A 26,206-nucleotide genomic window follows, 5' to 3' on the forward strand; every position below is an offset into this window, starting at 1 on the left:
CCAGTCGACGTCACGCGGGCACCACGACCGGCTCGGCGACGATGTCGTCGATCAACCGGGTACACCATTGCAGCAGCTCCTGGTCGCGAAGCGGCTGACCGCCGATCTGCCGGGTGGCAGGTCTCGGCACCAGGATCGTACGCAGTTGCGGCTTGACCAGACTCTTCGGGTACAGCCTGTTCAGCCGCAGCACCTTCGAATCGGCCAGATCCACCGGCCCGAACCGGATCAGATTCCCCTGCAGGGTGACGTCCTGCAACCCGGCCTGGCGCGCGTGGTTGCGGAACTTCGCCACCTCGATCAGGTTCAGCACGGGCTGCGGGATCTCGCCGTACCGGTCGTGCAACTCCTCGACCAGCTCGGCGATCCCAGCAGCATCCCGGACGGCGGCCAGTCGCTGGTACATCTCGAGCCGCAGCCGCTGCGACGGCACGTAGTCATGCGGAAGATGCGCGTCGATCGGCAGCTCGATCTTGACCTCGGGCTCCTCGGCCGGGGTGTCGCCCTTGTACTCGGCCACCGCTTCCCCGACGAGCCGCACGTACAGGTCGAAGCCGACGTCCGCGATGTGCCCGGACTGCTCGCCGCCGAGCAGGTTGCCGGCGCCGCGGATCTCGAGGTCCTTCATCGCCACCGCCATACCGCCACCGAGATCGGCGTGCTGCGCGATCGTGGCCAGGCGGTCGTGCGCGGTCTCGGTCAGCGGCTTCTCCGGCGGGAAGAAGAAGTACGCGTACGCCCGCTCGCTGCCACGACCGACGCGCCCGCGCAGTTGGTGCAGTTGCGAGAGCCCGAGCAGGTCGGACCGCTCGACGATCATCGTGTTCGCGTTGGAGATGTCGATGCCCGACTCGACGATCGTCGTACAGACGATGACGTCGGACTGCTTCTCCCAGAAGCCCTGGATGACCTGTTCGAGCGTGTGCTCGTTCATCTGGCCGTGCGCGACGGTGACGCGCGCCTCGGGGACGAGCTGGCGGATCCGCGCGGCCGCCTTCTCGATCGTGTTCACCCGGTTGTGCACCACGAAGACCTGACCCTCGCGCAGCAACTCACGACGGATGGCCGCGGTCACCTGGCCCTCTTCGTACGCGCCGACGAAGGTCAGCACCGGGTGCCGCTCCTCCGGCGGGGTCGCGATCGTCGACATCTCGCGGATGCCGGTGATCGACATCTCCAGCGTCCGCGGGATCGGCGTCGCGGACATCGTCAGTACGTCGACAGCCGTGCGCAACCGCTTGAGCTGCTCCTTGGCCTCGACACCGAACCGCTGCTCCTCGTCGACGATGACGAGCCCGAGGTCCTTGAACGCGACCTCGCCCGACAGCAGCCGGTGCGTGCCGATCACGACATCGATCGACCCGTCGGCCAATCCGTCCAGCGTGGCCTTGGCTTCCTTGTCCGTCTGGAACCGCGACAACGGAGCCACATTCACCGGGAAAGCGGCGTACCGCTCGGCGAACGTCGCGTAGTGCTGCTGCACGAGCAGCGTGGTCGGCACCAGTACGGCGACCTGCTTCCCGTCCTGCACCGCCTTGAAGGCAGCCCGTACGGCGATCTCGGTCTTGCCGTATCCGACGTCACCACAGACGATCCGGTCCATCGGCATGACGCGCTCCATGTCGCGCTTCACGTCGTCGATGGTGGCCAGCTGGTCCGGCGTCTCCACGAACGGGAACGCGTCCTCCAGCTCACGCTGCCACGGGGTGTCCTTGGCGAACGCGTGTCCCTTGGTCGCCTGGCGTGCGGCGTACAGCTTGATCAGCTCGCCGGCGATCTGCTTGACCGCCTTGCGGGCGCGGCCCTTGCGCTTGGCCCAGTCGCCGCCGCCCATCTTGTCCAGGCTCGGCTGCTCGCCGCCGACGTACCGGGTGACCTGGTCGAGCTGGTCGGTCGGCACGTACAGCCGGTCGCCCGGTTGACCGCGCTTGCTCGGCGCGAACTCGATCACGACATACTCGCGGGTCGCCCGCTGCGACCCCGTCCCGACGGTGCGCTGCATCATCTCGACGTACCGGCCGACGCCGTGCTGTTCGTGCACGACGAAGTCGCCGGGCTGCAGCTCCAGCGGGTCGACGGCCTTCTTCCGGCGGCTCGGCATCCGTTGCTGGGAACGGCGTTCGGCCGCGGACCGCTGCCCGGCCAGGTCGTTCTCGGTCAGTACGGCGAACTTGATGCCCTCGGCAATGAACCCGTGATCGAGCGCACCCTGCGAGATCAGTACGACGCCAGGCGCGGGCACCGAGTCGATCCCCTCGACCGCGCGGGCCGGGACCTCGGCCTCGGACAGCAGCTCGGCCAACCGCTGCGCCGGGCCCTGTCCCTCGGTCACGCAGACGACGCGCCAGCCGTCGCGCAACCAGCCGCGGATGTCCTCGACCGCGGCCGCCGTCTCACCGCGGTACGGATCGACCTCGTGCGCCGCGACCACCCGGCTGCGCACCGCGCCGGCCTCGGTGTCGATGTCGAACGAGACCCGCGCACCCATCGAGTCGCGCAGCTCGGGCGCGTCGTCGGTCGGCGCCGCGGAGAACGGCGACAGGCTCCACCACGCCAGGCCCTTGCTCAGCGCGTGCGACCGGACGTCACCGAGCGAGATGTACGCCGCCGCGCCCAGATCGATCGGCGCCTCGCCGCCACCGGCCGCGGCCGCCCAGGACGCTTCGAGGAACTCCTGGCTCGTCGCCACCAGGTCGTGCGCTCGCGCGCGAACCCGCTCGGGGTCGCTCACGACGACATGCGTGCCGGCCGGCATCAGGTCGACCAACAGCTCCATGTGGTCGACGAGCACCGGAGCCAGCGACTCCATGCCCTCGACCGCGTGCCCCTCGGCGAGCTTCTCGAACAGCTCAGCCAGCGTCGGGTGCTCCTTGGCCAGTACGGCGGCGCGCGACCGGACCTCGTCGGTCAGCAGCAGCTCGCGGCACGGAGGCGCCCACAGACCGTGCTCGGCGATCTCCAGCGACCGCTGGTCGGCGACGGCGAAGTACCGGATCTCTTCCACGTCGTCACCGAAGAAGTCCACCCGCAGCGGGTGCTCCTCGGTCGGCGGGAAGACGTCGATGATGCCGCCGCGGACCGCGAACTCACCGCGCCGCTCGACCAGGTCGACCCGGTTGTAGGCCGCGCCGGACAGCCGCTCGACGACGTCCTCGAGCTCGACGGTGTCGCCGACGTGTAGCTGCACCGGCTTGAGGTCGGCCAGGCCGGCGACCTGCGGCTGCAGGACCGACCGCACCGGCGCGACCAGGATCTTGATCGGCCCGGTCGTCTCGTCCGACGGGTCCGGGTGCGCGAGCCTGCGCAGTACGGCGAGGCGCCGGCCGACCGTGTCCGACCGCGGCGACAGGCGCTCGTGCGGCAGCGTCTCCCAGGCCGGGTAGTAGGCGACCGAACCGGGCTCGACCAGGCACTGCAGCGCCTCGGTCAGCTCCTCGGCCTCGCGGAACGTCGCGGTGACCGCGAGCACCGGGCGATCGGCGCCTCGCTCGGCCGCCAGCGCGGCCAGCAGGACCGGCCGGATCGGGCCGGGCGCGGCCAGGTCCAGCGCCGTGACCACGTCCCCGCGAGCGTCACGGACGGCCTCGGCCACCACCGGATCGGTGACCAGGGTGTCGATCAGACCGCTGAGTTTCACGAGGGTTCGTCCATTCAGGTGTTGTAGAGCCCTTGGGTTGTTTCCAGGCCCGCCGTCATCAGCGATTCCACGGCATCCGCGGTCCGGTCGACGGCGAACGGGAGGTCCTTGCGCTCGACCGAGGAGAACTCGTTGAGGACGAAGTCGGCGGGGTTCTGCCGGCCCGGTGGACGACCCACACCGAACCGCACTCGATAGTACTCACCGGTGCCAAGGGATTTTCGCAGCGACTTGAGCCCGTTGTGCCCGTTGTCCCCGCCGCCGAACTTGGCCCGCAGGACCCCGAAGTCGAGGTCGAGCTCGTCGTGCACGGCGATCAGGTTGGCCGGGTCGACCTTGAAGAACTTCAGCAGGCCGGAGACCGGGCCGCCGGACTCGTTCATGTACGACCGGGGCTTGGCCAGAATGGTGCGCAGCCCGCTGATCCGGGTCTCGATCACCTCGGCCTTGACCTGCTTGTGCTGCTTGAAGTTGCTGCCCGTCCGGGCGGCCAGCTCGTCGGCCACCAGCTGCCCGATGTTGTGCCGGGTCCGGGCATACGAAGGGCCGGGATTCCCCAGCCCGACGACCAACCACACGTCGTCCGCCACGGATCCCGGCCCTCCTGAGAAAAGTGTTCTTACTGCGGCAGTGCTATCAGGCGGGAGCGGCGGTCGGCTCGTCGCGGACGACGCCCGCCTCGGCCTCGGCCTCGGCCATCTCGGCGTCGACCTGCTCCGCGGTGCTCGCGGTGGTGATGTTGACGATCAGCGTCTCCGGGTCGACGGCCAGCGTCGTACCGGCGGGGAGCTTCAGGTCGGAGGCGTGGACCGCCGTACCGGCCTCGAGGCCCTCGATGCTGAGGACGACACCGTCCGGGATGTGGGTCGCCTCGGCCTCGACCAGGACCGACGCGTTCTCCAGCACCACCAGGGTGCCGCCGGCGGCCTCGCCCTCGAGGTGGATCGCGATGTCGACCTCGACCTTCTCACCGCTCTTCACGATGACCAGGTCGACGTGCTCGATGGTGCCCTTCAGCGGGTCGCGCTGGACCTGCTTCGGCAGCGCCAGCAGGCTCTCGCTGCCGGCCACCTCGATCAGCAGCAGGGCGTTGGCGGTCTTCAGCGCCAGCATGGTGTCGTGACCAGGCAGCGTGATGTGAACCGGGTCCGTGCCGTGGCCGTAGAGAACGGCGGGCACCTTGTTGTCCCGGCGGATTCGGCGGGCAGCACCCTTGCCGAACTCCGTGCGCGATTCGGCTTGGATCTTGACCTCGGCCACGAGATGAACTCCTCAGATGCGTTGCGGTGATCTGTTGACTGGCTGAAACTCGGCTGCGGCCTCAGCGGGCGCCTGCTGACACCGAGAAGGCATCAAGCAACGAACCACCGCGTCGATCACGGAGCCGCGCCCATCAGTTCTCGGGGGGCGTCCCTCGCCGAGGCAACCTCAATAGTCTACCCACGGGTGCGCTCAGACGAGAAATCCGGTCCCGGTGGTGCCGAATGACGACTTTTGGGCGTCATCCGGGCGGGAACTGACGGACCCTAATGAAAATGATTGTCGCTTCGGATAAAGTCCGGCGCTGTGACCGCCACTCACTCCCGTCCAGCGCTGCTGTCTGCCCTCCTGAGCCTCGTTCTCGGTGCCCTCTGCCTGCTCGTCCCTTGGACCGCCGGCGCCGCTTCGGCACCCGAGGTGCTGCAGGCTGTCCACACCGACGCGCTGCACACGACGTACGACGGAAGTGCCTTGCGGCTGGCCAGTCGGGTGGGTACCGGCGACTACCGCGAGGCCGACCCGGCCGGTCTGATCTTCAACCTGGAGGACCGCGGCTCGGCCCGTGTGGAACTCCCCGACCTCCCGGCCTTTTCCTTCCTCGGTACGCCGGGGAGCACGGTCTGGATGGCGCCCGAGTCCCAGGACCCCGAGCTGATCTGGCCGGGCTGGGACACCGAGACGATTCCGGCCGGTGCTTTGCGCGACGACGCCGTCGACCTGACGCTGCTGAACGCCGAGGGACCGGGTGCGGTCGAGGTCTTCTACAACTACGACGAGTTCACCGGTGCCGTGCCTCGTGTCTTCAGCTCAGTCGACCCTGCTTTTAAGACCCTGCACCAGCCCGTCGGCCGGCACGTCCACGCCAACTGGTCCTTCGCCGCGTTGGGCACCTATCGCCTCACCTTCCAGGCATCTGCCGTCACAGCAGCAGGCGTAGCGGTCACCTCCGGCCCTGTCACTTACACCTGGGTGGTGGGTACGTATGAGCCACCCAGTACGCAGCCGTGCGTGACGACTGTTCTCTCCGTCGGACATGTGGATGTGGCTGCCCGGACGGTCGGCGACCGGCTGCGGTTCCAGGTGAAGGACGGCACGCACGGAACCACTCCGGTATGGCGGGATCCGGCGACCGTCGCGTTCCAGGTGAAGCCCGAGGGTGACGAACTCGTCCCGGACGACCCGCGCTACCGCTTCCTTGGCTCTCCCGGTGCCACGATCTGGCAGATCCCGCAGACCCAAGCGGAGAACCTCCTCTGGGCCGGCTGGAACACCGAGTCCGTCGACTACAGCAAGCTGTCCGGCCCGGTCCACTGGTCACTGGACAAGGTGGAGGGTCCCGGCAAGCTCGCCGTCTTCCAGTTCGACCAGTTCGGCGGACCGCTCGTCTCCTTCGACAGCGCCAACCCCCTCCCCCAATCGATCGCCCTCGCCGCCCCCACCCATGCCCACGGCAACTGGGCCTTCACCCACCAAGGCCTCTACCGACTCACGTTCACCTACTCCGCCACCACCAAAACCGGCCAGCACCTCACCGACACCGCCACCCTCCCCGTAGTAGTAGGCAACAACCTCACCCCCCTCTGCCCAACCAACCCCCCAACCACCACCCCCACTCCCTGCCCCACCACCGCACTCGCCCCGGATGCTGCACGCACGACGGCACCCAACTCGGGCTCCGTTCTCACCACCGCCTCCGGCTCCAACTCCACCCGCGCGACCACACCCAACTCGCAGTCCAACCGCGCCACCACCCCCGAGCCTGGCTCAGCCCAGGCCGTCCCCGGGCCGGGCTCCACCCGCGCGACCACACCGGAGCCTGGCTCAGCCCAGGCCGTCCCCGGGCCGGGCTCCACCCGCGCGACCACACCGGAACCTGGCTCAGCCCAGGCCGCCTCCAGGCCGGGCTCCATCCGCGCGACCACACCGGAGCCTGGCTCAGCCCGGGCCGCCTCCGGGCAGGGCTCCACCCGCGTCACCACATCCGGGCCTGGTTCCGCCGCCTCCTGCGTCACCACTACTCCCAGCCCGCCGGTCTCCACGCCCCCGGCCGGATCGCCCTCGCCGAGCTCCACGCCGCCTGCTCCCACGCCGACCGGCGTGACGCCCTCCACCCCGCCCGGCTCCACACCTCCGCCCGGCTCCACACTTCCGCCCGGCTCGACGCCCTCAGGCCGGCCGTCGGCTACCTCTCCTGGGTCGCCTACCTCAACCCCCGACTCCCCGGCCGATCGCCCCGGAATCACACCCACCACCGCGCCGGGGAACAGCACGCCGAGACCGTGCATCACGACGCCGGCGACCACCGCACCGCCACCACCCGGACCGTCCGGCAGCACGCCAACAGCGCCGACCCCGTCCACCACCCAGCCGGCGACCGCGAGCACCACGCTCTCGAGCGGTCACGCGGACTACGCCGTACGGCTAGTAGCTGGTGCGCTGCAGTCCCGTATCAAGGACGGCACCCAACCCGGTACGCCGGTCTGGCGTGACCCGTCCACCGTCACCATCCGCCTCACCTCAGCAGCCGGTACGACGTCCCCCGGCGGCGCGTTCAGCTTCCTGGGCCCCAAGGGCACGCCCGTCTGGCAGATCCCCCAGACCCAGAAGCAGGGCGTCATCTGGCTCGGCTGGAACACCGAAGAGCTCAAACCCGGCCAGGTCCCCGGCAACACCGTCACCTGGCGCCTCGACAAGGTCACCGGCCCCGGCCGCGTCTCCGTCTTCGAGTTCAACTCGTTCGGCCAGCCGCAGCTCGTCTTCAACTCCGCCGACGGCCTCCCCGACACCTACCAGATCCCCATCGGTACCCACGCCCACGGCAACTGGTCCTTCACCAAACCAGGCACCTACAACCTCACCTTCACCCACTCCACCCCCACCCAACACACCACCTCCACCCTCAAGGTCGTAGTAGCCCCCGGCGGCGCCCGCGCCCTCCACCTTGAGCACGCCTCAACCACATTTGCGCGCGCGAAGTGGTCGAGCGGTGCACAAGGTGGCGCGGAACGGTTGGTGGGTGCACAAGGTGCGGGGTCCGGATGTGGGTTGGCGGCGACCGGGACCGACGTACGGGTTGGTTGGTTCGTGGCGGCGGGACTGTTCATCCTGCTGGGCGGCGTACTGCTCGTGGCGACGCGGCGGGGTGCCAAGTGAAGCGGGCGATCGCGGCAGCGCTGTCACTGACTCTGCTGACCGGGTGCGCAGCCACGGCGGCAGGGAGCGACGGGAAGCTCAACGTCGTCACCACCACCGAGATCCTGGCCGACCTCGTCCAGCAGGTCGGCGGCGACCGAGTGAACGCATCGAGTCTGGTCCCGTCTGGCGGCGACCCGCACTCCTACGAACCGACCCCGGCCGACGCCAAGCGCGTCGCCAAAGCCGACGTCACCTTCACCAATCACCTCCTGCTCGAACCCCAGAGCCTGATCAAAACCATCGACGCCAACGCCGACAAGGACGCCCCCAACGTCTCCCTGGCCGAAGCGGCCGAGTCGTACGGCGCGCACGTCATCCCACTCGTGGAGAACCTCGGCCTGGACGTCCTCTGGCTAGGCCTACGCGTCAGAGGCACCGGCAAGCAGCGAGGAGCAACGCGCACCTCATCAGTCCAACTGGCAGCGACCAAACTCGACGGCCCCGGCCAACTGGTCGCGTACCTCACCGAGTCCCTCGGCCAACCGGACCGCTACTTCGACTCCACCAACGGCCTCGACAAATCCGACAGTACGACGCTCCCACCCGCCGCTCACACGCATCTCAACTGGGCGTTCACCAAGCCAGGCATCTACCACCTGACCCTCAACGGCACTCTCGACAACAACGACGGCAAACTCCAACCGCTCGGCCAAGGCACGTTCACCTTCGCCGTCGGCGTCGAACCCCACACCGTCAAACCAGCAGCCGGCGGCAAAGCGACCGTCCTCGCAGACGGCCACACAGACCTCACAGTCGACCTCGACTCCGGGCAGGTCTACGCCTACTCCGACGCACACAAAGCCGGGACCCAATCCCAGGTCCCCGCCGGCAACGTAGTCATCGACGTACCGAACAAAGCGCTCGTCCCCATCCCCGATGACCCGCGCTTCGCCTTCCTCGGCAAGCCCGGAACGCAGATCCACCAACTCCCACAGGCCGTCCTCGGCAAGCACGTCCACGGCGAGATCGACCCCCACCTCTGGGAGGACGTCGCCAACGCCAAGGCCTACGTCCAACTCATGCGCGACACCTTGATCTCGAAGGACCCGGACGGCAAGCAGACCTACGAGGCCAACACCAAGGCGTACCTCAGCAAACTCGACGAGCTCGACGACTACGTCCGTACGACGCTCGCCACCATCCCGCCCGATCGCCGCCAGCTCATCACCACCCACGACGCGTTCGGGTACCTGGCCTCGGCGTACGACCTGACCGTCGCCGGCTTCGTGGTCCCGAACCCGGCCCAGGAGCCCAGCGTCGAGCAGGTCCGCAAGCTGTCCGACACCATCCGCAACCTGCACGTACCCGCCGTCTTCACCGAGCCGAACCTCGCCCAGCGCGCCTCCGTCCTGATCCAGGTCGCCCGCGACCAGGGCGTCCAGGTCTGTTCCCTGTACGGCGATGCCTTCGACGACCACGCAAGGACCTATGCCGACATGATGCGTCACAACGCCGACGAGCTGAAGCGCTGCCTGGGGGCCACGAAATGAAACTCCTCGCCGCTCTCCTGCTCGCCGTCGCCCCACTCGCACCAACAGCCGAACCTGTTGTCATTAGCAACGGTCATGTCGACCTCGGACCGAAGTTCCTCGACGGCCGGTGGACGGTTCAGCTCCGCGACGACACCACCGACCCGGCCACCTGGCGCGACCTCGACGCGGTCGTCCTCCAAGCGACCGGCAAGGCGAAGGTCGCCGTACCGGATGATCCGTCGTACCAGTTCCTCGGCAAGCCGGGGCAGTCCGTCTGGGTCATCCCGCAGGTCCAACAGACCGGAATCGTCTGGCCTGGCTGGAACACGCAGGACACCGAGGTCGCCAGCCGGGTCGACCGCGAGGTCACCTGGTCCCTGGAAGGTGTCCGTGGTCCGGGCGCGTTCACGCTGTTCCTCAACTCGGACTTCGGCAAACCGCAGCCCGTCTTCGACAGCCGCAAGCCGTTCCCACAGCAGACCGGCATCGACGTCAACACGCATGTCCACGGCAACTGGACGTTCGATGCCCAAGGCACCTATCTCCTCGACGTCGCGATGACCGCCAAGCTCACCGACGGCAGCTCCGTCACCGACCGCCGTACCCTCCGCGTCTACGCAGGCGACGGAGACGCCCGTACGGCGTTCGCCGTGCCGGCCGCTGTCCCAGCGCCTGAGGGCACGAGGGTTGAACTCTGGTGGTTCATCGCCGCCGCAGCCGTCATCGTCCTCGCGACCACCGGTGTCGTCGTCGTGCGGAGACGCCGATGACCGTTCTCACCGTCACTGACGTCGTCGTCGACCTAGGCGGTCGTCAGGTCCTCCACGATGTCTCGCTCAGCATCGCGGCTCGCGAACACGTCGGCCTGATCGGCCCGAACGGCGCCGGTAAAACCACCTTGCTCCGCTCGCTGCTCGGCCTGCTCCCAACCACGGCTGGAACCATCACCATCGACGGCAGGACGCCGATGGAGGCACGCGGGTCGATCGGGTACGTCCCTCAGCGCCATGAGTTCGTCTGGGACTACCCGGTCCAGGTCCGGACGGCGGTGATGACCGGTCGAACGCATCGCATCGGCTGGCTCCGCAGACCGCGTCAGGCCGACCGGGACGCCGTACAGGAGGCTCTTGAACGGGTGGACCTAACCGACCTCGCGACGCGGCCGATCGGTGAGTTATCCGGGGGCCAACGGCAACGAGTTCTGGTCGCCCGGGCGCTCGCACTCAAGCCGAGTTTACTGTTGCTGGACGAGCCGTTCACCGGTCTCGACGTACCGACGCAGGAGATTCTCACGCGGTTGTTCAAGGACCTCACCGCCGAGGACACCGCGATCCTGATGACCACTCACGACCTTCCGGCCGCGGCCGACACCTGTCATCGGTTGTGCCTGCTGAACGGCACGGTCGTCGCCGATGGTTCGCCGGACGAGCTGCGCGACCCGGCGATCTGGTTGCGCGCCTTCGGGGTCGCGCGGTCCGAACAGCTCTTGCACAGCCTGGGAGTGACCCGATGATCGAGTTCTTCACCGAACCGTGGACGCATGTGTTCATGCAGCGCGCGTTCCTCGTCGTACTGATGTCCGGCGTCGTCTGCGGAGCCATCGGGACGCACGTCGCGCTGCGCGGGATGGCGTTCATCGGGGATGCGGTGGCGCACTCGGTCTTCCCGGGGATCGCGATCGCGTTCGTTCTCAAGACCAGTCTGGTTCTCGGCGGCATCGTCGCGGGGCTGATCACCGCCCTGTCGGTGGCCGTGTTCTCGCAGAACCGGCGGCTCAAGGAGGACACCGTGATCGGCGTCTTCTTCGCGGCCGCGTTCGGACTTGGCATCGTCGTGATGAGTACGGCGCCCGGGTACGGCGGTTCGCTGGAGTCGTTCCTGTTCGGATCGGTCCTCGGCATCGGCAACACCGACGTGATCACGGTCGCGATCGCCGGCGCCGTACTGCTGCTGATCACCGGAGCGCTGCACAAGGAGTTCGTCACCGTCGGCCTGGACCGGGAGACCGCGCGATCCGTCGGACTGCCGATCTTCTGGCTCGACCTCGCGATGTACGCGATGGTGACGGTGTCGATCGTGATCTCGATCCAGGCGGTCGGCAACATCCTCGTACTGGCCTTACTGATCACTCCGGCCGCTTGTGCACGGCTCCTGACCGACCGGATCGGCGTGATGATGCTGATCGCGCCGGTCATCGGTGCCGTGTCCGGGCTGACCGGCCTGTATCTCTCCTACGCGTTCAACCTCGCTGCCGGCGGGTTGATCGTCCTCACCGCCACCGCGGTGTTCATCGCGTGCTGGGTGTTCGCGCCCCGGCACGGCCTGCTCTCCCGTCGTACCTCACGGACGACGGTCTTGGTTTCCGCCAACCCCTGAAAGGCAAACGCATGCGCAAGTCTCATCGCTTGATGCTGTCGGCAACGACAGTGCTGGCGCTCACCGGCCTGGCTGTCCCGGCCAACGCCGCCAGCTGTGTCGTCCTCGACCAGGGCCATGTCGACGTCGTCGGCATCGCCTGGGAGGACAACGCCTTCAACCTGCACGTCCACGACGAGGAGCACGGGGTCGAGTACACCCCGGCCGAGGTGCAGCTCACCGCCAAGCCAGGCGCACAGATCGCCGTACCGGCTGACCCTGCCTACAGCTTCCTCGGTACGGCGGGCAGCGCCGCGTGGGTGCTGCCCCAGGTCCAGGACCCCGAGCTGCTCTGGCCCGGGATCGGCGCGGAGGAGATCGCCTCCGGTGTGTTCACCGGTGACGCTCTGAAGGTCACCCTGGTCGGAGTCAGCGGACCGGCCGACTTCAGCATCTTCACCACCGATGCGTTCGGTACGCCGACCCGCCTGGCGGACAGCGGCGACGGGCTGCCGGACACCATCAACACGACGGCCGGCGGTCACCTGCACGCCAACTGGGCCTTCGAGGCAGCCGGTACGTACAAGCTGAAGTTCAAGGTCAGTGGCACGCTCGCCGCCACCGGCCAGAAGGTCACCTCGGCCGTCGCGACCTACACCTTCAAGGTGCAGCAGTGAAGGCGCGTGGGCTGGCCGGCACCCTGATCGCCGGCTTCGCCGCCACTGTCCTGTCGGTGTCCCCGGCCTTCGCCGCCACCACGATCTCGTCAGGTCACGTCGACGCCATCGACGTCGACTGGACCGGCTCCGCACTGACGCTCGACATCAAGGACGGCACCGTCTCCCCGGCCGTCGACCGTGCCCCGGCTGACGTCGTACTGAATGCTGTGTCGGCCAGCAAGACCACGGTCCCGTCCAGCTCGGCGTACGCGTTCCTGGGCTCGCCTGGCGATCCGGTGTGGATCCTGCCGCAGACGCAGGCCACCGGGATCCTCTGGCCGGGCTTCAGCACCGAGGACGTCCCCAGTGGCGTCCTGTCCGGCAACACCGTGTCCGTGAAGCTCGTGTCAGTCAGCGGACCGGACGCAGTCGCCGTCTACACCACCAACTCACTCGGTACGCCGACAGTGTGGTTCGACAGCGGCAACGGCCTCCCGGACACCCGCTCCATCGCCATCAACACCCACGCCCACGCCAACTGGGCCTTCGAAGCCGCCGGCACCTACACCGCCGTCTTCGAAGTCACTGCCACCACCACCGGCGGCACGGCCATCACCACCGGACAGAAGACCTACACCTTCACCGTCCAGCCGTAACCGCACCGAGAATCAGCAGGGGGCTCGGCGCCGAGCCCCCTGCACCGCAGCGCTCCAGCAACGAGCACACGAGATGGTGCGGCCCCCGACGTACAGGCTCGTCTCGAAGCCATGACCGGCGTCATCGACCGCATCCCACGGTTCGTTCTGCGGGACTACGGCAGGCCGACCGCAGGGTAGCTCCACAGGGTTTTCCGGCAGAGGTGGTCTGGTCTGGTCGGGCGCATTACGTTCAGCACTGCGCCTGTCCGGTTTGACCGCCCCCATGCCGAGTTGGAGTGCACATGATGAGAAGGATTCTGGCCATCGCCGGTCTGCTCACCGCCCTGCTGCCGTTGACCGCGGCCTCCACTGCCAGTGCCGCCATGACGCCGCAAGACTTCCGCTCGGAGGTCGTGTCGCTGACCAACGCCGAACGCGCGAAGGTCGGCTGCCCGGCGCTGAGCCGCAACGGCGCGCTCGACAACGCCGCCCAGGGTCATGCGGCCGACATGGCCAACCAGAACTACTTCAGCCACAACAGCCTGGACGGCCGTACGCCGTGGGACCGGATCGCCCAGGCCGGCTACCCCAGCAACAGCGGCCGCGCAGAGAACATCGCCGCCGGCCAGAACTCACCGGCCTCCGTCGTGTCGACCTGGATGAACTCGGCCGGGCACCGCGCCAACATCCTCAACTGCAGCTACCGCTCGATCGGCGTCGGCTACGGCTACAACGTCAACGCCACCTACGACCACTACTGGGTACAGGACTTCGGCACCGTCTAAGTGAGCTTCGTCCAGACCTGACGCAGCGCCCGGGCCGCATCCCCTTCCAGCCCCGCCTCGTCCAGCGTCTCGGCCAGCTCGTCGAACTCCGGCCCCCACCGCCACGCCACGGCCCGCAGCTGCTCCGGCAACTGCGGGTCGCGCAGTGATCCCGCATCTGCCCGCACCTGCTGCGCCACCAGCGCGTCCGTTACCCCATGCTTCTCAGCCAACTGAAACGCCAGCACAGCAAGGGCTGCCTTCCCCTTGTTGTACAACGCGTACGCCGACTTCGCCGCACTAGCCGCTCCCGGCTCCGCCCCAACCACCCGCGGCGTCACCGCCGTACCGGCCCACAACGCAGCAACCTCCTCCGCCGCACCCCCCGACAACATCAGATGCGTAGGACTCGCCCCACCAGTCGGCGGCGGCCCCACCACCCCCGCATCCACAAACGTAGCCCCCGCCACGGCCCCCTCCGCCTCCCGCAACGACCGCGGCGACAACGGATTCGCCTCCACATACACCCCAGTGAACCCAGCCGCCCCCACCTGCCGAGCAATGTCCACAGCCCCCTGAGGCGCACAAGAACACAGCACGACGTCAGCCCCCGCCACCGCCTCACCAAACGCCGTACCAATCAACCCCGCCGCCTCAGCCCGCTCAGCAGACGCTGGGCTCCGGCCCTCCGGAACCCAGTGCACCTCGTGACCGGCGGCGACCAGCTGCGCGGCGAGCTGGGAGCCCATCGCGCCGGGATGGAAGACCGCGATCCGCATCGCTGGATCAGGCGTGGCCGTCGAAGAGGCTGGTGACGGAGCCGTCTTCGAAGACTTCGCGGATGGCTCGGCTGATGAGGGGGGCGATGGAGAGTTCGGTGAGTTTGTCGAAGCGGCGTTCGGCGGAGATCGGCAGGGTGTTGGTGACGATCACTTCGCTGGCCTGGCAGTTCTTCAGGCGGTCGACGGCGGGGCCGGACAGGATCGCGTGGGTGGCGGCGATGACCACGCCGGCGGCGCCTTCGGCGTACAGGGCGTCGGCGGCCTTGGTGATGGTGCCGGCGGTGTCGATCATGTCGTCGACGAGGATGCAGACGCGGCCCTTGACCTCACCGACGACGCGGTTGGCGACCGTCTCGTTCGGGCGGTCGATGTCGCGGGTCTTGTGGATGAAGGCCAGCGGGGAGTTGTTCAGGCGGGCGGACCACTGCTCGGCGACCTTGATCCGGCCGGCGTCCGGGGAGACCACGGCCAGCTGCTGGTCGCCGTACTTGTCGCGGACGTAGTCGCTCAGGATCGGCAGCGCCATCAGGTGGTCGACAGGGCCGTCGAAGAAACCCTGGATCTGCGAGGTGTGCAGGTCGACGCAGATCAGCCGGTTCGCGCCGGCGGTCTTGAACAGGTCGGCCATCAGCCGGGCGGAGATCGGCTCCCGGCCGCGGTGCTTCTTGTCCTGCCGGGCGTAGCCGTAGAACGGGAGCACGACGGTGATCCGCTTGGCCGACGCGCGCTTGAGCGCGTCGACCATGATCAGTTGCTCCATGATCCACTCGTTGATCGGCGAGGTGTGGCTCTGGATCACGAAGGCGTCGCTGCCGCGCACCGACTCCTCGAAGCGAACGTAGATCTCGCCGTTGGCGAAGTCGTAGGCCGACGTCGGCACCAGGCCGGAGCCCAGCTGCTCGGCGACCTCGGCGGCCAGCCCGGGATGGGCTCTGCCGGAGAACACCATCAGGTTCTTCTCGGTGGTTCGCTTCATCCCGCTCATGGCCGGCCTCCCGTTACTTCGTGTCGCCAGTATCGGCCGCGGCTTCTGCTTCCGCAGCAGCCTGCGCCGTCTTCGTCCCGGCCCGCTTGCGCGCGACCCAGCCCTTGATGTTGCGCTGCCGCCCGCGGGCCACGGCGATCTCGCCCGGCCCGACGTCCTCGGTCAGTGCGGTCCCGGCGGCCAGGTAGGCGCCGTCCGCGACCGTCCGCGGGGCGACGATCACCGAGTTGCTCCCGATGAACGAGTGCTTGCCGATGAAGGTCGGGTACTTCTTCACGCCGTCGTAGTTCGCGAAGATCGTGCCGGCGCCGATGTTCGCGCCCGCACCGATCGTCGCGTCGCCGGCGTACGTCAGGTGCGGCACCTTGGCGCCGTCACCGATGCTGGTGTTCTTGGTCTCGACGAAGGTGCCGATCTTGCCCTTCACGCCGACCTTGGTGCCCGGGCGCAGGTAGGCGAACGGACCGACGCTCGCGCCGTCACCCAGCACCGCACTCGACCCGTGGGTGCGGATGATGCTCGCGCCTTCACCGATCTCGACGTCGGTCAGCGTGGTGTCCGGACCGATCGACGTACCGCTGCCGGCCGTGGTGGCGCCGTGCAGCTGTGTGTTCGGCAGCAACGTGACGTCCTGGGCCAGTACGACGGTGCTGTCGACCCAGGTGGTGTTCGGGTCGACGATCGTGACGCCGCCCCGCATCAGCTTGTCGAGGGTACGGCGGTTCAGCTCGGCCCGGAGGGTGGCCAGCTGGACGCGGTCGTTCACGCCCTCGGTCTGCATGGCGTCGTCGGTGACATAGGCCCCGACGCGCTTGCCGTCGGTGCGGGCGATCGACAGTACGTCGGTCAGGTACAGCTCGCCCTGCGCGTTGTCGGTGGTCAACCGGCTCAGCCCGTCACGCAGCGTGGCCGCGTCGAAGACGTAGATACCCGCGTTGATCTCGTCGATCTGGCGCTGCTCGGGGGTCGCGTCCTTGTGCTCGACGATCGCGGCGACCGTGCCGTCAGCGCCCGGGATGATCCGCCCGTACCCGGTCGGGTCGGCGACCCGCGCGGTCAGCACGGTGACGGCGTTCCCCTGCTTGTCGTGCTCGGCGACCAGCTCGTGCAGCGTCTCGGACTCGAGCAGCGGCACGTCACCCGACGTGACCACGATCGAGCCGTCGAAGGCAGCCGGTACGGCGGTCAGTCCGGACCGGACGGCGTCACCGGTACCGAGCTGCTGCTCCTGGACGGCGGTCTTCACGTCCGGGTCCAGCGCGGTCAGGTGCGCCTCGACCAGCTCCCGGCCGTTGCCGACCACGACCACCAGGTGCTCGGGGCTCAGCGCACGCGCCGTCACCACGGCGTGACCGACCAGGCTGCGCCCGCCGATCTCGTGCAGCACCTTCGGGGTCGACGATTTCATCCGGGTTCCGAGCCCGGCGGCCATGATCACGACCGCCGCGGGGCGATGGGAAGTCACGCGGTCTTCTCCTCGAGTTCCCTGCGAGTTTCTGGAACAAGTATCTGCACAGGCACCCGATTCAGTGCCCGCGCAAGCCTACTTCTTCTTCGCGGGGATCCCGCATCGGCCTGTTCAGGCGGGGAGAGCCGCGTGACCGATCCCACATCCCCCCTCAGGTACCTGGCCGGGGTGGCTCATCCGATGACTCTCCGTAGCAGAACGCCGTACTGTCGGTGCGGCGCGCGAGAATCACGTCCAACTCACCGACCCGGGAGAAACCATGGGCCTCACACTCGGCGCGATCATCGTCAACGTCCCCGACACGACCGCGGCCTCCGCCTTCTGGAGCCAAGTCCTCGACTACACGCCACAGGCCGGCAACCCGGACTTCCTGCTCCCACCAGACAGCCGGCCCGCCACTCGCCTGCACTTCGACTCCACCGACCGCACCCACCTGGACCTCTGGGTCACCCCGGACACGACGGTCGATGCTGAGGTCGCGCGCCTCGAAGCGCTCGGCGCCCGCCTGGTCGAGGACTGGACCTACCCGAAGGACGCGGACTTCACCGTCCTCGAATCGCCCGACGGCATCCTCTTCTGCCTGATCCATCCATGACTGGCTGTCGATTCCGGCCGTACCCATCCGTCATCCCCAGGACAGTCCGCCCGCCGAAACGAGGTCTTCGATGCCCAAATTCCTGATCCTGATGACCGAAGCCGGCCACGACGCCCGCTGGGCCGCCGCCGACTCGGCCGCCCAGGACAAGATCCTCACCGCCATGGGCACCTTCGCGACCGCCGTCCGGACCCACGGCACCCTGCACGCCGTCCTCCCGCTCATCCCCGCCGTGCCGCCCAACGACCTCCACGGCGTCTACCTGGTCGACCTCCCCGACCTCACCACGACCACCAACCTCACCGAACTGCTCCCCTATCCCTGCGAGATCCGTGAGGTGATGGACGTCGGCATCCCCATCACCGCCTAGCCGAACGGCACCTCAGCAAAGCCGAGCCCACCCCGTTGCGCCATGGTGAGAGGGGATGTGGTGGTGTGCTGCGGCTGTTGGCGGATGTATTGCGTGTAGCCGGTGGCGCGGACGCTGAGACGGAAGTTCCAGCCATGGAAATCCCACACGGGATGCGGCCAGTCATCGGGTGGCGGCAGGCGCTCGAGTTCGAAGACCTCCAGCAACCCGTCGTCGGCGGGTGTGATGCCCCCGTCCATGTTCCACGCGTTGTCGAACACGAGAGTTGCCGGCGCGATCCAGTACGAGTAGTACGGGCTCGGCGGGACCGGCTTCACCCAGCGCACGATGTAGTCGAGGTCGAGCAGCAATCGCCCGTTCGGGATCCGCTCGTCGTCTTGTTCGCCGTCGTACCCGCCGACGCTGATCGCATGGATGATGCAGTCCGACCAGCCCATCTCGGTGAAGTCGGCCTCCGTCCACGTGTACTTGAGCAGTCCGCTGGGTTCGTGCGCGTTCATGCCGTCAGTATGCGGCGAACTGTCCTACCTGGCTGGGAATATCTGGGGATGGAGCGGATGGTGGATGTCGGCGAGGTCGAGCTGTTCGTCCGGGAGCTCGGGCGACGGAGCGACGAGCCTTCACTGGTGGTGATTCACGGCGGACCCGATGTAGGGCACGGGTATCTGGTTCCGGGGTTTGCCGAGGTCGACCGGCATGTGGTGCTGTTCGACTTCCGCGGCTGTGGGCGAAGCACGCGCGGGCTGCCCGCGGAGCGGCTCCAACCCGAGTACGTGGTGGAGGACACGCGCCGCTTGATCGAGGAGCTCGGTCTGGAGCAGGTCGACCTGCTCGGGTTCTCGACCGGTGGCCGGGCCGCGATGCAGTTCGTGGACAAACATCCAGAGCTGGTACGGCGGTTGGTGCTGGCGTCGACGACCGCGTACGACGGTCGTGCGGCGGAAGAGTATTTGGCCGGCTGGGACGAGTACCAGCGACGCGAGCGTGCCGCGAAACCGGAGGAACGGAACTCGACGATCTTCGTGTGGGACCTCGCGAAGGCCCCGGCGTACCTGGAACTCCTGGAGAGCCTCGGCGACGAAGGCGACTGGAGCTGGGAGCGCGCGATGGCCGGCCTCTACCACCCGTGGTGCCCGGGCGACCCCGAGACGATCCTGCGCGACTTCGCGAAACCGATCCTGATCCTGCACGGTGAGAAGGACATGGGCTTCCCCGTCCAACTCGCCGAGCGCCTGCACACCGCCGTACCGAACTCTCAACTGGCCGTCATCCCCGGCACGGCCCACATGTGCCACTTCGAGCGCCCCGACCTCTGGTCCGAGCAGCTCAACAACTTCCTCGGCTGAGGGAGCGTCGTACGGGCGGGGATACTTGGGTGAGCGCACCGATGGAGGCGAACGTGATGGAGTTCCTGGTCGAGATGACGACGCAGGTCCCGGCCGGTACGACCGAGGCGGCAGTCGATGACATCCGCACCCGCGAGGCCGCCCGCGCCCGCGAACTCATTGCTGACGGCAACCTTCTTCGGCTCTGGCGCCCGCCGCTCGCACCTGGCGAATGGCGCACCTTCGGCCTCTTCGCCGCCCCGGACGAGGTGGCGCTGCAGCAAGTATTGGCGTCCATGCCGCTCCACATCTGGCGTGCCGACAAGGTCACCCCGTTAGGTCCGCACGTGAACAACCCCGCGACGCCGACCTCACACAACCCCGACGCCCAGCAGTTCTTCACCACCTTCACCGTCACGATCCCCTCAGACGTGGACAAGGCGACCGTCGACGCCACCTATGCGGCCGAGGCCCAAACCGCAGCCGCCGAAGCCGCCGCCAGCCACCTCGTCCGCCTCTGGAAGCTCCCCACCACCCAAGGCTTCGGCCTCTGGCAAGCAACCACCCCAGCCGACCTCGACGCCATCCTCAACACCCTCCCCCTCAAACCCTGGATGCACATCGACACCATCCCGCTCTCCCACCACCCCAGCGACCCCGTCTGACTCAGGTCGTGAGCTGGCGCTCCACGTCGGCCAGGGCGCGCCGCTTGCGGCGGTAGCGGACCTTGCGGATCAGCTTTCCGTCGTCGCCGGGTTCGAAGACCCACAAGGTCCAGCCGCCCCAGAACACCAGCAGGTTCACCACCCGGTTGCACAGCCAGAGGGCCACTGCCACCGGATACTCGAGGCCGTCACCACCGCCCTCCAGGTAGTTCCAGTCGACGAATCCGGATCGCCGCAGCCAGATCTCAGCTGCGTCGTTCTGCGCGATCGGGTTCTCCACCAGACCATCATCCGCGACACTGAGGGCCATGGACATCAAGCACCGCATGATCGTCTTCGACGCCGCCGACCTGGACGCCGAAAGCACCTTCTGGGCGTCCTTCCTGGACGGCACCGTCGAGAAGTGGGGCGAAACCTGGCACGCCATCTGGGTCGACGGCGGCTGGGCCCTGGGCGTCCAGCACTCCCCCAACCACCAGCCACCCACCTGGCCGGACAACACGCAGCCCCAGCAGATCCACCTGGACCTCTACTTCGAAGGCCAAACCGCCCACGCGGAGGCCCACACCAAGGCCCTCACCCTCGGCGCCCGCCTCCTCAAGTCCGGCGACCTCACCGCACCCCGCGGCACCAATGTCTACGCCGACCCCGCCGGCCACCCCTTCTGCCTCTGCTGGCTCCCCGCCCAGCCCGAATAACGCCGTACAGACGAACCTGGCGCCTAGGCAAGCCGGCGGCGCTCGTCACATACTGGCCGGAGGATCACCTTCTGCGGAGGACACCATGTCCGAGCCGTTCGCCGTCAGCCGCGGTGAGCCGCCGCGCCTCGAAACTCCGACTGGATCCGACGCTTGGGTCATGGCGCGCGAGTCCAGCACAGGCGGCGCCCTGTCCGTCGTCGAACTCCTCAATCCGCCCCACGACGGACCGGCCACCCACATCCATACCCGCGACGACGAGATCTGGTACGTCCTCGACGGCGAGTACCGGTTCAAGACAGGCGACTCCATCGTCACCCTCACCACCGGCGGTCTCGCCTACGGCCCTCGCGGCCTCCCGCACGCCTTCCAGAACGTCGCCGCCACTCCAGGCCGGCTGCTGATCATCACCGCACCGGCCGGCCTCGAGCACTTCTTCGAGTCCTACGACCCCGACGACCCGACGTCCCTCACCACCGCCAGCGCCACCGCCGGCATCACCTTCACCGCCCCACCACTCGCAATCACCCACCCCCTCCCCTGAGCCTCCGCCGCGGTCAGCTGACGTCGGGGCGGGTCATGAGGGGTGCGCGGAGGTGTAGCTCGAGGTTGGGGCCAGTTAGGGGTACGCCGTTCCACGTGGCGACCGCCGTACCGGCTGTGGCGTCGACTACCAGGCGGACGCGGTGCGGGGTGGTGATCACGTAGAGGTCGGCTGTGAAGGTGTCGTCGTGCCAGCCGCCGATGGCTACGAGTGGGCGGCCGAGGGGTGCGCTCTCGCGCCATTCGTCGTGACCGACCTCGACGGTGAACAGCGAGCCGAATGCCACGTGCCACCCAGCGTCGGCGGGTTCCACGCGCACCGTCGTACCGGCAGGCAGTGGGGAATCGGCAGCGGCTTCGAGGACGGCTTTGGCGGAGCGTCCTGCACAGGGCGAACCTTGGACCGGCGCGAGCGTCAACTGGCGAAACCGCTCGGCCAGGAGCTCGTCACTCCCCGCGTCGTCCGGACCGGACAGGAGGTAGTCCCAGAAGATGCCGGGGATCGGCTGGCGCTCGTCGAGGGCCGCGGTGACCACGATGACGAGGTCGTGATCCGGTACGACGAGGCATTGCTGGCCGAACGCGCCGTTCGCGAAGTAACCGTGACGCGACCTCCAGAACTGGTAACCGTACCCACAAAGGAAGTCTGGACTGGCCGAGCCGTCGTCGAGCTGCAAGGTCTCGACGTGCCGAGTCGTCGCAAGCTCCACCCACTCACGCGGTACGAGCTGACGATCGCCCCAACGACCTCCACGTAGCAACAGCTCACCGAACGCGGCAACGGCTTCCGTCGTGAGGTGCAGCCCGTGAAACCCGAACGCCGCACCATCAGCCAGCCGGTCCCACTCGGCATGGTCGATCCCCATCGGCCGGAAGAGTCGTTCGTCGAGCAGCTCCCGAAGATCGCGGCCGGTGACGCGCTCCACCATCCGGGCCAGCACGTAGGTGATCGCGTCGTCATAGGTGTGCCGCGTGCCCTCGGGGTCCGTGAACGGGATGCGCAGGAAGCCCTTCGTCAGGTCGTGCGGTTCCAGTTCCCAAGCCTCGGTGAGGCTGTTGGCCGGATGCCCCGCCGTCATCGACAGGAGGTGATGAACCGTGATGCGACTCCCCTGCTCCGAGACATCGTCCGGGACGTGGTCGGGCAGCACGTCCACGACGCGATCATCCACCGAGAGCAGCCCGTCGCTGATCGCGAGCCCCACGGCGATCGACGTGAACGACTTGGTCAGCGAGTACAACAGGTGCGGACGCTCAGCGTCGTACGGCGTCCACCAGCCTTCCGCGACGACCTGCCCGTGGCGCACGATCATCAGCGAGTGCAGCTCGACGGACTCCGCTTCCAGTTGGTCCAGCAGCGCGCTGATCGAGCGGGACGACATTCCCTCAGCGGACGGCGTCGATCGCGGCAGCAGAGACATCCCAGGACGGTAACCGCTGCTACCCCTTCACGCACACCAAATTATCGCCACTGAAGGACACGACCTTGAAGCCCGCGTCGGTCAACTCCGCGCGCAGGGCCGACGGCGTGAGGTGCCGGCGGTACGGCAGTTCGCCGCGATAACAGATCCCCGTGACCGCGTCGTACCGGAACTCCTCGCCGTACCCGCGATTCACGTCGTACAAGGCCGTCGAGATCAAGTACCGCCCACCCGGCGCGAGCCGATCCCGCACACCGCGGTAGACAAACATCCTGTACGGCGAAGTTGACCGCGACCCCGAGCTCCCCCGCGAACCGCCTCGCGAGCGCAACAGCCTCCGCGCTCACATCAACCGCATCAACCCGAAACCCCCGCCCCGCGAGAAAACAAGCCGCCGGCCCGGTCCCACACCCATACTCCAGAACCGACGCACCCACCGGCAGCTCCGGCACCATCCCCTCCAGAAACCCCTTGTTAGGAAAGTCCCCAAACCCCTTCCCCACCTCAAAAACATCGTTCCACTGCGTCTTCCCCTCCCCCACCACCCGCCGATAAACCTCCCGCGGCTCCACCTCGTAGTAACGCATTTCCCCAGCGTAGACACGATTCCCGTGAAAGGCTTACGAATATGAGTGGAACCAGACTGGAGCACGACGGCAACGACCTTCCCCTCGTCGGCCTTGGCCAACCGTGACCATCGACATCACGGCTGCCGACCCCGTGCGGCTCGAGGCGGCGGTCGCCAAGTTCATGGGCAGCAAGCTCGACCCGGGATTTCTGACCGCACCGGGCACCCTCGCCTTCGTCGCCGGTACCGAACCCCGCGGCTGGTGCTGGGGCTACCACCTCCCCCGCCCCGACGGCACCTCCATGCTGTACCTCCACCAACTGGCAGTAGCCGAGCCCTACCGCCGCCAAGGCCTCGGCAAAGCCCTCCTCCAAACCTTCATGACCGCAGGCACCCTCGCCGGCGCCACCAAGATGTTCCTCACCACCGCCGCCGACAACCACGCCGCCCGCTCCCTCTACGACGCCCTAGGCGGCGGCCTCGCCGCCCAAGGCCCCACCGTCAACTACTGGTTCCTCCTCGATCGGGTTAGCTCATGAGACATGTCCGGGTGGAGTTCGATCGGGACGGCACCTCCTCCGATCCCGGTGGCTACCTGGAGCGGTTGCCGTCGATCGCCGACGCTCTGCCCGTCGGTGCGCGCGCCTTCGCCACCGATCCGGAGCACTACAACTTCGGGGGCCGGCGCTGCATCAAGGACCTCAAACCCCAACACCTCCGATCGGTCGGCGACGGCCTCGAGCTACAGCTCAAGCACAACTGCTGGAAGCACGAAGAGGACCTCACCATCCGGTACACCGGCGTCCAGAGCGTGACGCTGAATCCACCAGGCGACGTAGCTCGCCTGCGCGACGTCATGCTCGACGAGATCCTCCCGATAGACCACGGATGCACCCACGAGTTCACCTGCCTCTCGGGCTCGATCCTCATCGCCTGCGAGGACCTGACCGCAACCTGGATCGACTCCAACTGCCCCGACCTAGACAGATCGTGAGGCGAGCCGTGTTCAACCATGAGCCCCCGGATTACGCGTGCCCGTTCTGTCTGGTTGTTGGGGGTGGTGGGGACGAGCTGACCAGCCAGGAGGACGTCGTACTGCGGAGCGAGCGGGCGACGGCGTTCGTGTCGTCTCGGTGGTGGCCGAACAACGTTGGCCACGTGCTCGTCGTACCGAATGCTCATCACGAGAACCTGTACGACCTCCCACCGCCGACGGTCATGCGGTGCACGATGCCGTGCGTGAGATCGCCATCGCGATCCGGACCACCTACGGCTGTGAAGGCGTCTCCACCCGTCAGCACAACGAGCCGGCCGGCTACCAGGACGCCTGGCACCACCACGTGCACGTCTTCCCGCGCTACCCCGGCGACAACCTCTACAACACCCGCCACCTCACCACCCCCGCCACCCAAGCCGACCGCCACCCCTACGCCCACAAGCTCCGCTCACATCTCACGAAGCGTTAGCAACACAGCGCTGCCATACTCACCCCGTGAGTTCGAGGCTGTGCTGCGACGCGGTCCGCTGGGTGAGCGATGAGCCGTTCCCCGGCTGGGTCGAGGTGACCTTCACCGATGCGGACGGCCACGTGTGGTCGGTCTTCGACAAGCCGCCTGTCTTCGCCACCACGGATGACCTGACGCGCGATTCACCGTTCCCAGTAGCAGTCGAGCTGGACTGCGAGATCTTGAGCATCGACCAGACTGTGGTCACCATCTCGACGCTCACCCCCTGGGGAGTATCAACTGCCGACGGCCGGTCGACGTTCACGGTGTTCGCCGAGCAGTTGAGGTACGGCGATCAGTCGGGATGACGGTCTGTCCGTGCCGCGAACTGCCGGCTCCAGAACGGCTCTGCCTGTGACTCGATCATCTGGAGTACCTCCGTCGCAAGCGCGTCGTACTCTTCGAAGGGCCGCAGTTTGTCCGCCCCAGGCTCGTAGTTTCGTGGACCGAAGACGAACCAATGATCGCCTTGGGGGAAGTCCGCACTGCCGAGTCGTGGTCGCGGAGTGGGGATGTCCTGGGCCGTCACCTTGCCGGGAGGTATCTGCCGGCCCGACGAGGTCGTGAAGCCGGCGGGGCCGCACTCCGCGATCTCGACAGCGAAGCTGCCACCGGCGGAGAAATACCGAACGCTGATCAAGCAGACCTGCGCCTCGGACCGGCGGCGCAGGTGCGGTAGCGATCCGGTGAACCCCCTGGGTCGCAAGTGCTGGGTGATCACACTCTTCAAGGCGTTGTCCATCGCCTGGCGTGGTGTCATGACCGCCTCCATTCAGGCCCAATGATGGCGGTCCGGCTCAGAGATTCCCGAGCCGGGGCACGGTTTCACGGTCCGGGCTGGTCGCGATGATCGCCGACCGTGAGGTGTGGGGCCAGGTCCAGGCGGTGCGGAGGATGAGGGCTAGTAGGAGCAACTCGAGTGCGATGCCGAGGCCGTAGAAGAACAGCCAGGACTCGCTGAGCGCGTTGAACGCCGTGACGGGGACGTAGAGCGCGGCCACGATGAGGTTCGCGAGGCGGTTGGGCCGGGCGGGCAGTGTGGTGGACAGGACGATCATGAGGATCGGGACGGCCATCAGGGCCAGGGCCGTGGTCGAGAAGGTCTGGGAGAGGTCGAACTCGAAGACCTTGCCGTTGAGGATGTCCTGGATGGTGCCGGGTGTGAAGAAGTTGAGAATGTCCACGTAGGCGTACAGGAACATGAAGCTGGTCCACGCGGCGGCGAGCTTGGCTCGCACCGGGACCGGCTGGTCGTCGAATGTGGTGGGTTGACGTGTGCTCATCGTGGGCTCCGTTATCGC

The 26,206-nt window shown here is 67.6% G+C and carries 30 protein-coding genes and 1 pseudogene; 18 read left to right on the plus strand and 13 right to left on the minus strand.

Annotated elements, in window-relative coordinates:
• Positions 1–10: 10 nt before the first annotated feature.
• From mfd to ACIA49_RS18905, 3 genes are read right to left on the minus strand one after another with little or no spacing between them, the layout of a single operon-like run.
• Positions 11–3,637, minus strand: a complete 3,627-nt coding sequence (gene mfd / locus ACIA49_RS18895) for a transcription-repair coupling factor (RefSeq protein ID WP_396378481.1) — start codon at positions 3,635–3,637, stop codon at positions 11–13.
• Positions 3,638–3,651: 14 nt separating this feature from the next.
• Entirely contained in the window at positions 3,652–4,227 is a 576-nt protein-coding gene (gene pth / locus ACIA49_RS18900) for an aminoacyl-tRNA hydrolase (protein WP_396378482.1), read from the minus strand.
• Positions 4,228–4,273: 46 nt separating this feature from the next.
• Positions 4,274–4,897: a 50S ribosomal protein L25/general stress protein Ctc gene (locus ACIA49_RS18905; RefSeq protein ID WP_396378483.1), complete on the minus strand. Its 624-nt coding sequence runs from the start codon at positions 4,895–4,897 to the stop codon at positions 4,274–4,276.
• A 306-nt stretch (positions 4,898–5,203) separates the two neighbouring features.
• Between ACIA49_RS18905 and ACIA49_RS18910 the strand changes: the two genes are divergently transcribed.
• The 8 genes from ACIA49_RS18910 (at position 5,204) to ACIA49_RS18945 (ending at position 14,001) form a co-directional block, all read left to right on the plus strand.
• Complete coding sequence (locus ACIA49_RS18910) at positions 5,204–8,050, plus strand: choice-of-anchor M domain-containing protein (RefSeq protein WP_396378484.1); 2,847 nt, start codon at positions 5,204–5,206, stop codon at positions 8,048–8,050.
• On the plus strand, positions 8,047–9,582 hold the full coding sequence (locus tag ACIA49_RS18915; RefSeq protein WP_396378485.1) for an anchored repeat ABC transporter, substrate-binding protein: 1,536 nt from the start codon (positions 8,047–8,049) through the stop codon (positions 9,580–9,582). Before ACIA49_RS18910 ends, ACIA49_RS18915 begins: the two co-directional genes overlap by 4 nt.
• Positions 9,579–10,334: a choice-of-anchor M domain-containing protein gene (locus ACIA49_RS18920; RefSeq protein WP_396378486.1), complete on the plus strand. Its 756-nt coding sequence runs from the start codon at positions 9,579–9,581 to the stop codon at positions 10,332–10,334. The genes ACIA49_RS18915 and ACIA49_RS18920 overlap by 4 nt, the downstream gene beginning before the upstream one ends.
• Positions 10,331–11,077 (plus strand): anchored repeat-type ABC transporter ATP-binding subunit, encoded by a 747-nt coding sequence (locus ACIA49_RS18925; protein ID WP_396378487.1) that lies wholly within the window; start codon positions 10,331–10,333, stop codon positions 11,075–11,077. Before ACIA49_RS18920 ends, ACIA49_RS18925 begins: the two co-directional genes overlap by 4 nt.
• Positions 11,074–11,940, plus strand: coding sequence for an anchored repeat-type ABC transporter permease subunit (locus ACIA49_RS18930; protein ID WP_396378488.1), 867 nt, complete (start codon positions 11,074–11,076; stop codon positions 11,938–11,940). Before ACIA49_RS18925 ends, ACIA49_RS18930 begins: the two co-directional genes overlap by 4 nt.
• 11 nt (positions 11,941–11,951) lie before the next feature.
• Positions 11,952–12,596, plus strand: coding sequence for a choice-of-anchor M domain-containing protein (locus tag ACIA49_RS18935; protein ID WP_396378489.1), 645 nt, complete (start codon positions 11,952–11,954; stop codon positions 12,594–12,596).
• Entirely contained in the window at positions 12,593–13,234 is a 642-nt protein-coding gene (locus ACIA49_RS18940) for a choice-of-anchor M domain-containing protein (RefSeq protein WP_396378490.1), read from the plus strand. Before ACIA49_RS18935 ends, ACIA49_RS18940 begins: the two co-directional genes overlap by 4 nt.
• 287 nt (positions 13,235–13,521) lie before the next feature.
• Positions 13,522–14,001 (plus strand): CAP domain-containing protein, encoded by a 480-nt coding sequence (locus ACIA49_RS18945; protein WP_396378491.1) that lies wholly within the window; start codon positions 13,522–13,524, stop codon positions 13,999–14,001.
• On the opposite strand, the gene ACIA49_RS18950 is transcribed toward ACIA49_RS18945, so the two are convergent.
• From ACIA49_RS18950 to glmU, 3 genes are read right to left on the minus strand one after another with little or no spacing between them, the layout of a single operon-like run.
• Positions 13,998–14,759 carry a DUF1932 domain-containing protein gene (locus ACIA49_RS18950; RefSeq protein ID WP_396378492.1) on the minus strand — a complete coding sequence of 254 codons (762 nt, stop codon included), beginning with the start codon at positions 14,757–14,759 and terminating at the stop codon, positions 13,998–14,000. The genes ACIA49_RS18945 and ACIA49_RS18950 overlap by 4 nt on opposite strands.
• 7 nt (positions 14,760–14,766) lie before the next feature.
• A complete protein-coding gene (locus ACIA49_RS18955; RefSeq protein WP_396378493.1) occupies positions 14,767–15,747 on the minus strand; it encodes a ribose-phosphate diphosphokinase in 981 nt (326 codons plus the stop codon).
• Between the two features lie 13 nt (positions 15,748–15,760).
• Complete coding sequence (gene glmU, locus ACIA49_RS18960) at positions 15,761–17,212, minus strand: bifunctional UDP-N-acetylglucosamine diphosphorylase/glucosamine-1-phosphate N-acetyltransferase GlmU (RefSeq protein WP_396378494.1); 1,452 nt, start codon at positions 17,210–17,212, stop codon at positions 15,761–15,763.
• A 262-nt stretch (positions 17,213–17,474) separates the two neighbouring features.
• Here glmU and ACIA49_RS18965 point away from each other — a divergent pair, with 262 nt between their 5' ends.
• Complete coding sequence (locus ACIA49_RS18965) at positions 17,475–17,810, plus strand: VOC family protein (RefSeq protein ID WP_396378495.1); 336 nt, start codon at positions 17,475–17,477, stop codon at positions 17,808–17,810.
• 70 nt (positions 17,811–17,880) lie between these two features.
• Complete coding sequence (locus ACIA49_RS18970; protein ID WP_396378496.1) at positions 17,881–18,180, plus strand: hypothetical protein; 300 nt, start codon at positions 17,881–17,883, stop codon at positions 18,178–18,180.
• Here ACIA49_RS18970 and ACIA49_RS18975 read toward each other — a convergent pair.
• The gene (locus ACIA49_RS18975) at positions 18,177–18,680 is read right to left on the minus strand and encodes a hypothetical protein (protein WP_396378497.1); all 504 of its coding nucleotides are present in this window, start codon (positions 18,678–18,680) and stop codon (positions 18,177–18,179) included. The genes ACIA49_RS18970 and ACIA49_RS18975 overlap by 4 nt on opposite strands.
• Before the next feature lie 48 nt (positions 18,681–18,728).
• On the opposite strand from ACIA49_RS18975, the gene ACIA49_RS18980 reads away from it, so the two are divergent.
• Entirely contained in the window at positions 18,729–19,526 is a 798-nt protein-coding gene (locus tag ACIA49_RS18980; protein ID WP_396378498.1) for an alpha/beta fold hydrolase, read from the plus strand.
• A 29-nt stretch (positions 19,527–19,555) separates the two neighbouring features.
• The gene (locus ACIA49_RS18985; protein WP_396378499.1) at positions 19,556–20,170 is read left to right on the plus strand and encodes a muconolactone Delta-isomerase family protein; all 615 of its coding nucleotides are present in this window, start codon (positions 19,556–19,558) and stop codon (positions 20,168–20,170) included.
• 1 nt (position 20,171) lies between these two features.
• Here the strand turns inward: ACIA49_RS18985 and ACIA49_RS18990 are convergent, their stop codons facing one another.
• Entirely contained in the window at positions 20,172–20,480 is a 309-nt protein-coding gene (locus ACIA49_RS18990; protein WP_396378500.1) for a hypothetical protein, read from the minus strand.
• Between ACIA49_RS18990 and ACIA49_RS18995 the strand changes: the two genes are divergently transcribed.
• Together ACIA49_RS18995 and ACIA49_RS19000 are read left to right on the plus strand one after the other, a co-directional pair.
• Positions 20,479–20,868 carry a VOC family protein gene (locus ACIA49_RS18995; RefSeq protein ID WP_396378501.1) on the plus strand — a complete coding sequence of 130 codons (390 nt, stop codon included), beginning with the start codon at positions 20,479–20,481 and terminating at the stop codon, positions 20,866–20,868. The two genes, ACIA49_RS18990 and ACIA49_RS18995, sit on opposite strands and share 2 nt — an antisense overlap.
• An 85-nt stretch (positions 20,869–20,953) precedes the next feature.
• The gene (locus ACIA49_RS19000) at positions 20,954–21,412 is read left to right on the plus strand and encodes a cupin domain-containing protein (RefSeq protein ID WP_396378502.1); all 459 of its coding nucleotides are present in this window, start codon (positions 20,954–20,956) and stop codon (positions 21,410–21,412) included.
• Between the two features lie 13 nt (positions 21,413–21,425).
• Here ACIA49_RS19000 and ACIA49_RS19005 read toward each other — a convergent pair whose 3' ends face one another.
• From ACIA49_RS19005 to ACIA49_RS19015, 3 genes and pseudogenes are all read right to left on the minus strand, one after another.
• Complete coding sequence (locus ACIA49_RS19005; protein ID WP_396378503.1) at positions 21,426–22,832, minus strand: serine hydrolase domain-containing protein; 1,407 nt, start codon at positions 22,830–22,832, stop codon at positions 21,426–21,428.
• Positions 22,833–22,851: 19 nt separating this feature from the next.
• Positions 22,852–23,103, minus strand: a complete 252-nt coding sequence (locus ACIA49_RS19010) for a hypothetical protein (protein ID WP_396378557.1) — start codon at positions 23,101–23,103, stop codon at positions 22,852–22,854.
• A gap of 43 nt (positions 23,104–23,146) precedes the next feature.
• A pseudogene (locus ACIA49_RS19015) lies at positions 23,147–23,419 on the minus strand (class I SAM-dependent methyltransferase); the annotation flags it as partial.
• 103 nt (positions 23,420–23,522) lie between these two features.
• Here ACIA49_RS19015 and ACIA49_RS19020 point away from each other — a divergent pair.
• The 4 genes from ACIA49_RS19020 to ACIA49_RS19035 all read left to right on the plus strand — a co-directional run bounded on the left by ACIA49_RS19020 (position 23,523) and on the right by ACIA49_RS19035 (position 25,213).
• Positions 23,523–23,939, plus strand: coding sequence for a GNAT family N-acetyltransferase (locus ACIA49_RS19020; RefSeq protein ID WP_396378504.1), 417 nt, complete (start codon positions 23,523–23,525; stop codon positions 23,937–23,939).
• A complete protein-coding gene (locus tag ACIA49_RS19025) occupies positions 23,936–24,394 on the plus strand; it encodes a hypothetical protein (protein WP_396378505.1) in 459 nt (152 codons plus the stop codon). Before ACIA49_RS19020 ends, ACIA49_RS19025 begins: the two co-directional genes overlap by 4 nt.
• 229 nt (positions 24,395–24,623) lie before the next feature.
• Complete coding sequence (locus ACIA49_RS19030; protein WP_396378506.1) at positions 24,624–24,866, plus strand: HIT family protein; 243 nt, start codon at positions 24,624–24,626, stop codon at positions 24,864–24,866.
• A 26-nt stretch (positions 24,867–24,892) separates the two neighbouring features.
• Entirely contained in the window at positions 24,893–25,213 is a 321-nt protein-coding gene (locus tag ACIA49_RS19035) for a hypothetical protein (RefSeq protein ID WP_396378507.1), read from the plus strand.
• On the opposite strand, the gene ACIA49_RS19040 is transcribed toward ACIA49_RS19035, so the two are convergent.
• Both ACIA49_RS19040 and ACIA49_RS19045 read right to left on the minus strand, forming a co-directional pair.
• Entirely contained in the window at positions 25,201–25,665 is a 465-nt protein-coding gene (locus ACIA49_RS19040) for a DUF4304 domain-containing protein (protein WP_396378508.1), read from the minus strand. The genes ACIA49_RS19035 and ACIA49_RS19040 overlap by 13 nt on opposite strands.
• Positions 25,666–25,702: 37 nt before the next feature.
• On the minus strand, positions 25,703–26,188 hold the full coding sequence (locus tag ACIA49_RS19045) for a DUF6326 family protein (RefSeq protein ID WP_396378509.1): 486 nt from the start codon (positions 26,186–26,188) through the stop codon (positions 25,703–25,705).
• Between the last annotated feature and the right edge of the window lie 18 nt (positions 26,189–26,206).

This window comes from Kribbella sp. NPDC051587, from assembly GCF_044453945.1.
Taxonomy (GTDB): Bacteria; Actinomycetota; Actinomycetes; order Propionibacteriales; family Kribbellaceae; genus Kribbella.

Bases quoted from the DNA above. Each gene is read 5' to 3' on its own strand.
- ACIA49_RS18920 (WP_396378486.1), top strand. From the start codon at position 9,579: ATGAAACTCCTCGCCGCTCTCCTGCTCGCCGTCGCCCCACTCGCACCA.
- ACIA49_RS18925 (WP_396378487.1), top strand. From the start codon at position 10,331: ATGACCGTTCTCACCGTCACTGACGTCGTCGTCGACCTAGGCGGTCGT.
- ACIA49_RS18930 (WP_396378488.1), top strand. From the start codon at position 11,074: ATGATCGAGTTCTTCACCGAACCGTGGACGCATGTGTTCATGCAGCGC.
- ACIA49_RS18935 (WP_396378489.1), top strand. From the start codon at position 11,952: ATGCGCAAGTCTCATCGCTTGATGCTGTCGGCAACGACAGTGCTGGCG.
- ACIA49_RS18945 (WP_396378491.1), top strand. From the start codon at position 13,522: ATGAGAAGGATTCTGGCCATCGCCGGTCTGCTCACCGCCCTGCTGCCG.
- ACIA49_RS18950 (WP_396378492.1), bottom strand. From the start codon at position 14,759: ATGCGGATCGCGGTCTTCCATCCCGGCGCGATGGGCTCCCAGCTCGCC.
- ACIA49_RS18955 (WP_396378493.1), bottom strand. From the start codon at position 15,747: ATGAGCGGGATGAAGCGAACCACCGAGAAGAACCTGATGGTGTTCTCC.
- ACIA49_RS18965 (WP_396378495.1), top strand. From the start codon at position 17,475: ATGGGCCTCACACTCGGCGCGATCATCGTCAACGTCCCCGACACGACC.
- ACIA49_RS18970 (WP_396378496.1), top strand. From the start codon at position 17,881: ATGCCCAAATTCCTGATCCTGATGACCGAAGCCGGCCACGACGCCCGC.
- ACIA49_RS18975 (WP_396378497.1), bottom strand. From the start codon at position 18,680: ATGAACGCGCACGAACCCAGCGGACTGCTCAAGTACACGTGGACGGAG.
- ACIA49_RS18980 (WP_396378498.1), top strand. From the start codon at position 18,729: ATGGAGCGGATGGTGGATGTCGGCGAGGTCGAGCTGTTCGTCCGGGAG.
- ACIA49_RS18995 (WP_396378501.1), top strand. From the start codon at position 20,479: ATGGACATCAAGCACCGCATGATCGTCTTCGACGCCGCCGACCTGGAC.
- ACIA49_RS18990 (WP_396378500.1), bottom strand. From the start codon at position 20,480: ATGGCCCTCAGTGTCGCGGATGATGGTCTGGTGGAGAACCCGATCGCG.
- ACIA49_RS19000 (WP_396378502.1), top strand. From the start codon at position 20,954: ATGTCCGAGCCGTTCGCCGTCAGCCGCGGTGAGCCGCCGCGCCTCGAA.
- ACIA49_RS19005 (WP_396378503.1), bottom strand. From the start codon at position 22,832: ATGTCTCTGCTGCCGCGATCGACGCCGTCCGCTGAGGGAATGTCGTCC.
- ACIA49_RS19010 (WP_396378557.1), bottom strand. From the start codon at position 23,103: ATGTTTGTCTACCGCGGTGTGCGGGATCGGCTCGCGCCGGGTGGGCGG.
- ACIA49_RS19025 (WP_396378505.1), top strand. From the start codon at position 23,936: ATGAGACATGTCCGGGTGGAGTTCGATCGGGACGGCACCTCCTCCGAT.
- ACIA49_RS19040 (WP_396378508.1), bottom strand. From the start codon at position 25,665: ATGACACCACGCCAGGCGATGGACAACGCCTTGAAGAGTGTGATCACC.
- ACIA49_RS19045 (WP_396378509.1), bottom strand. From the start codon at position 26,188: ATGAGCACACGTCAACCCACCACATTCGACGACCAGCCGGTCCCGGTG.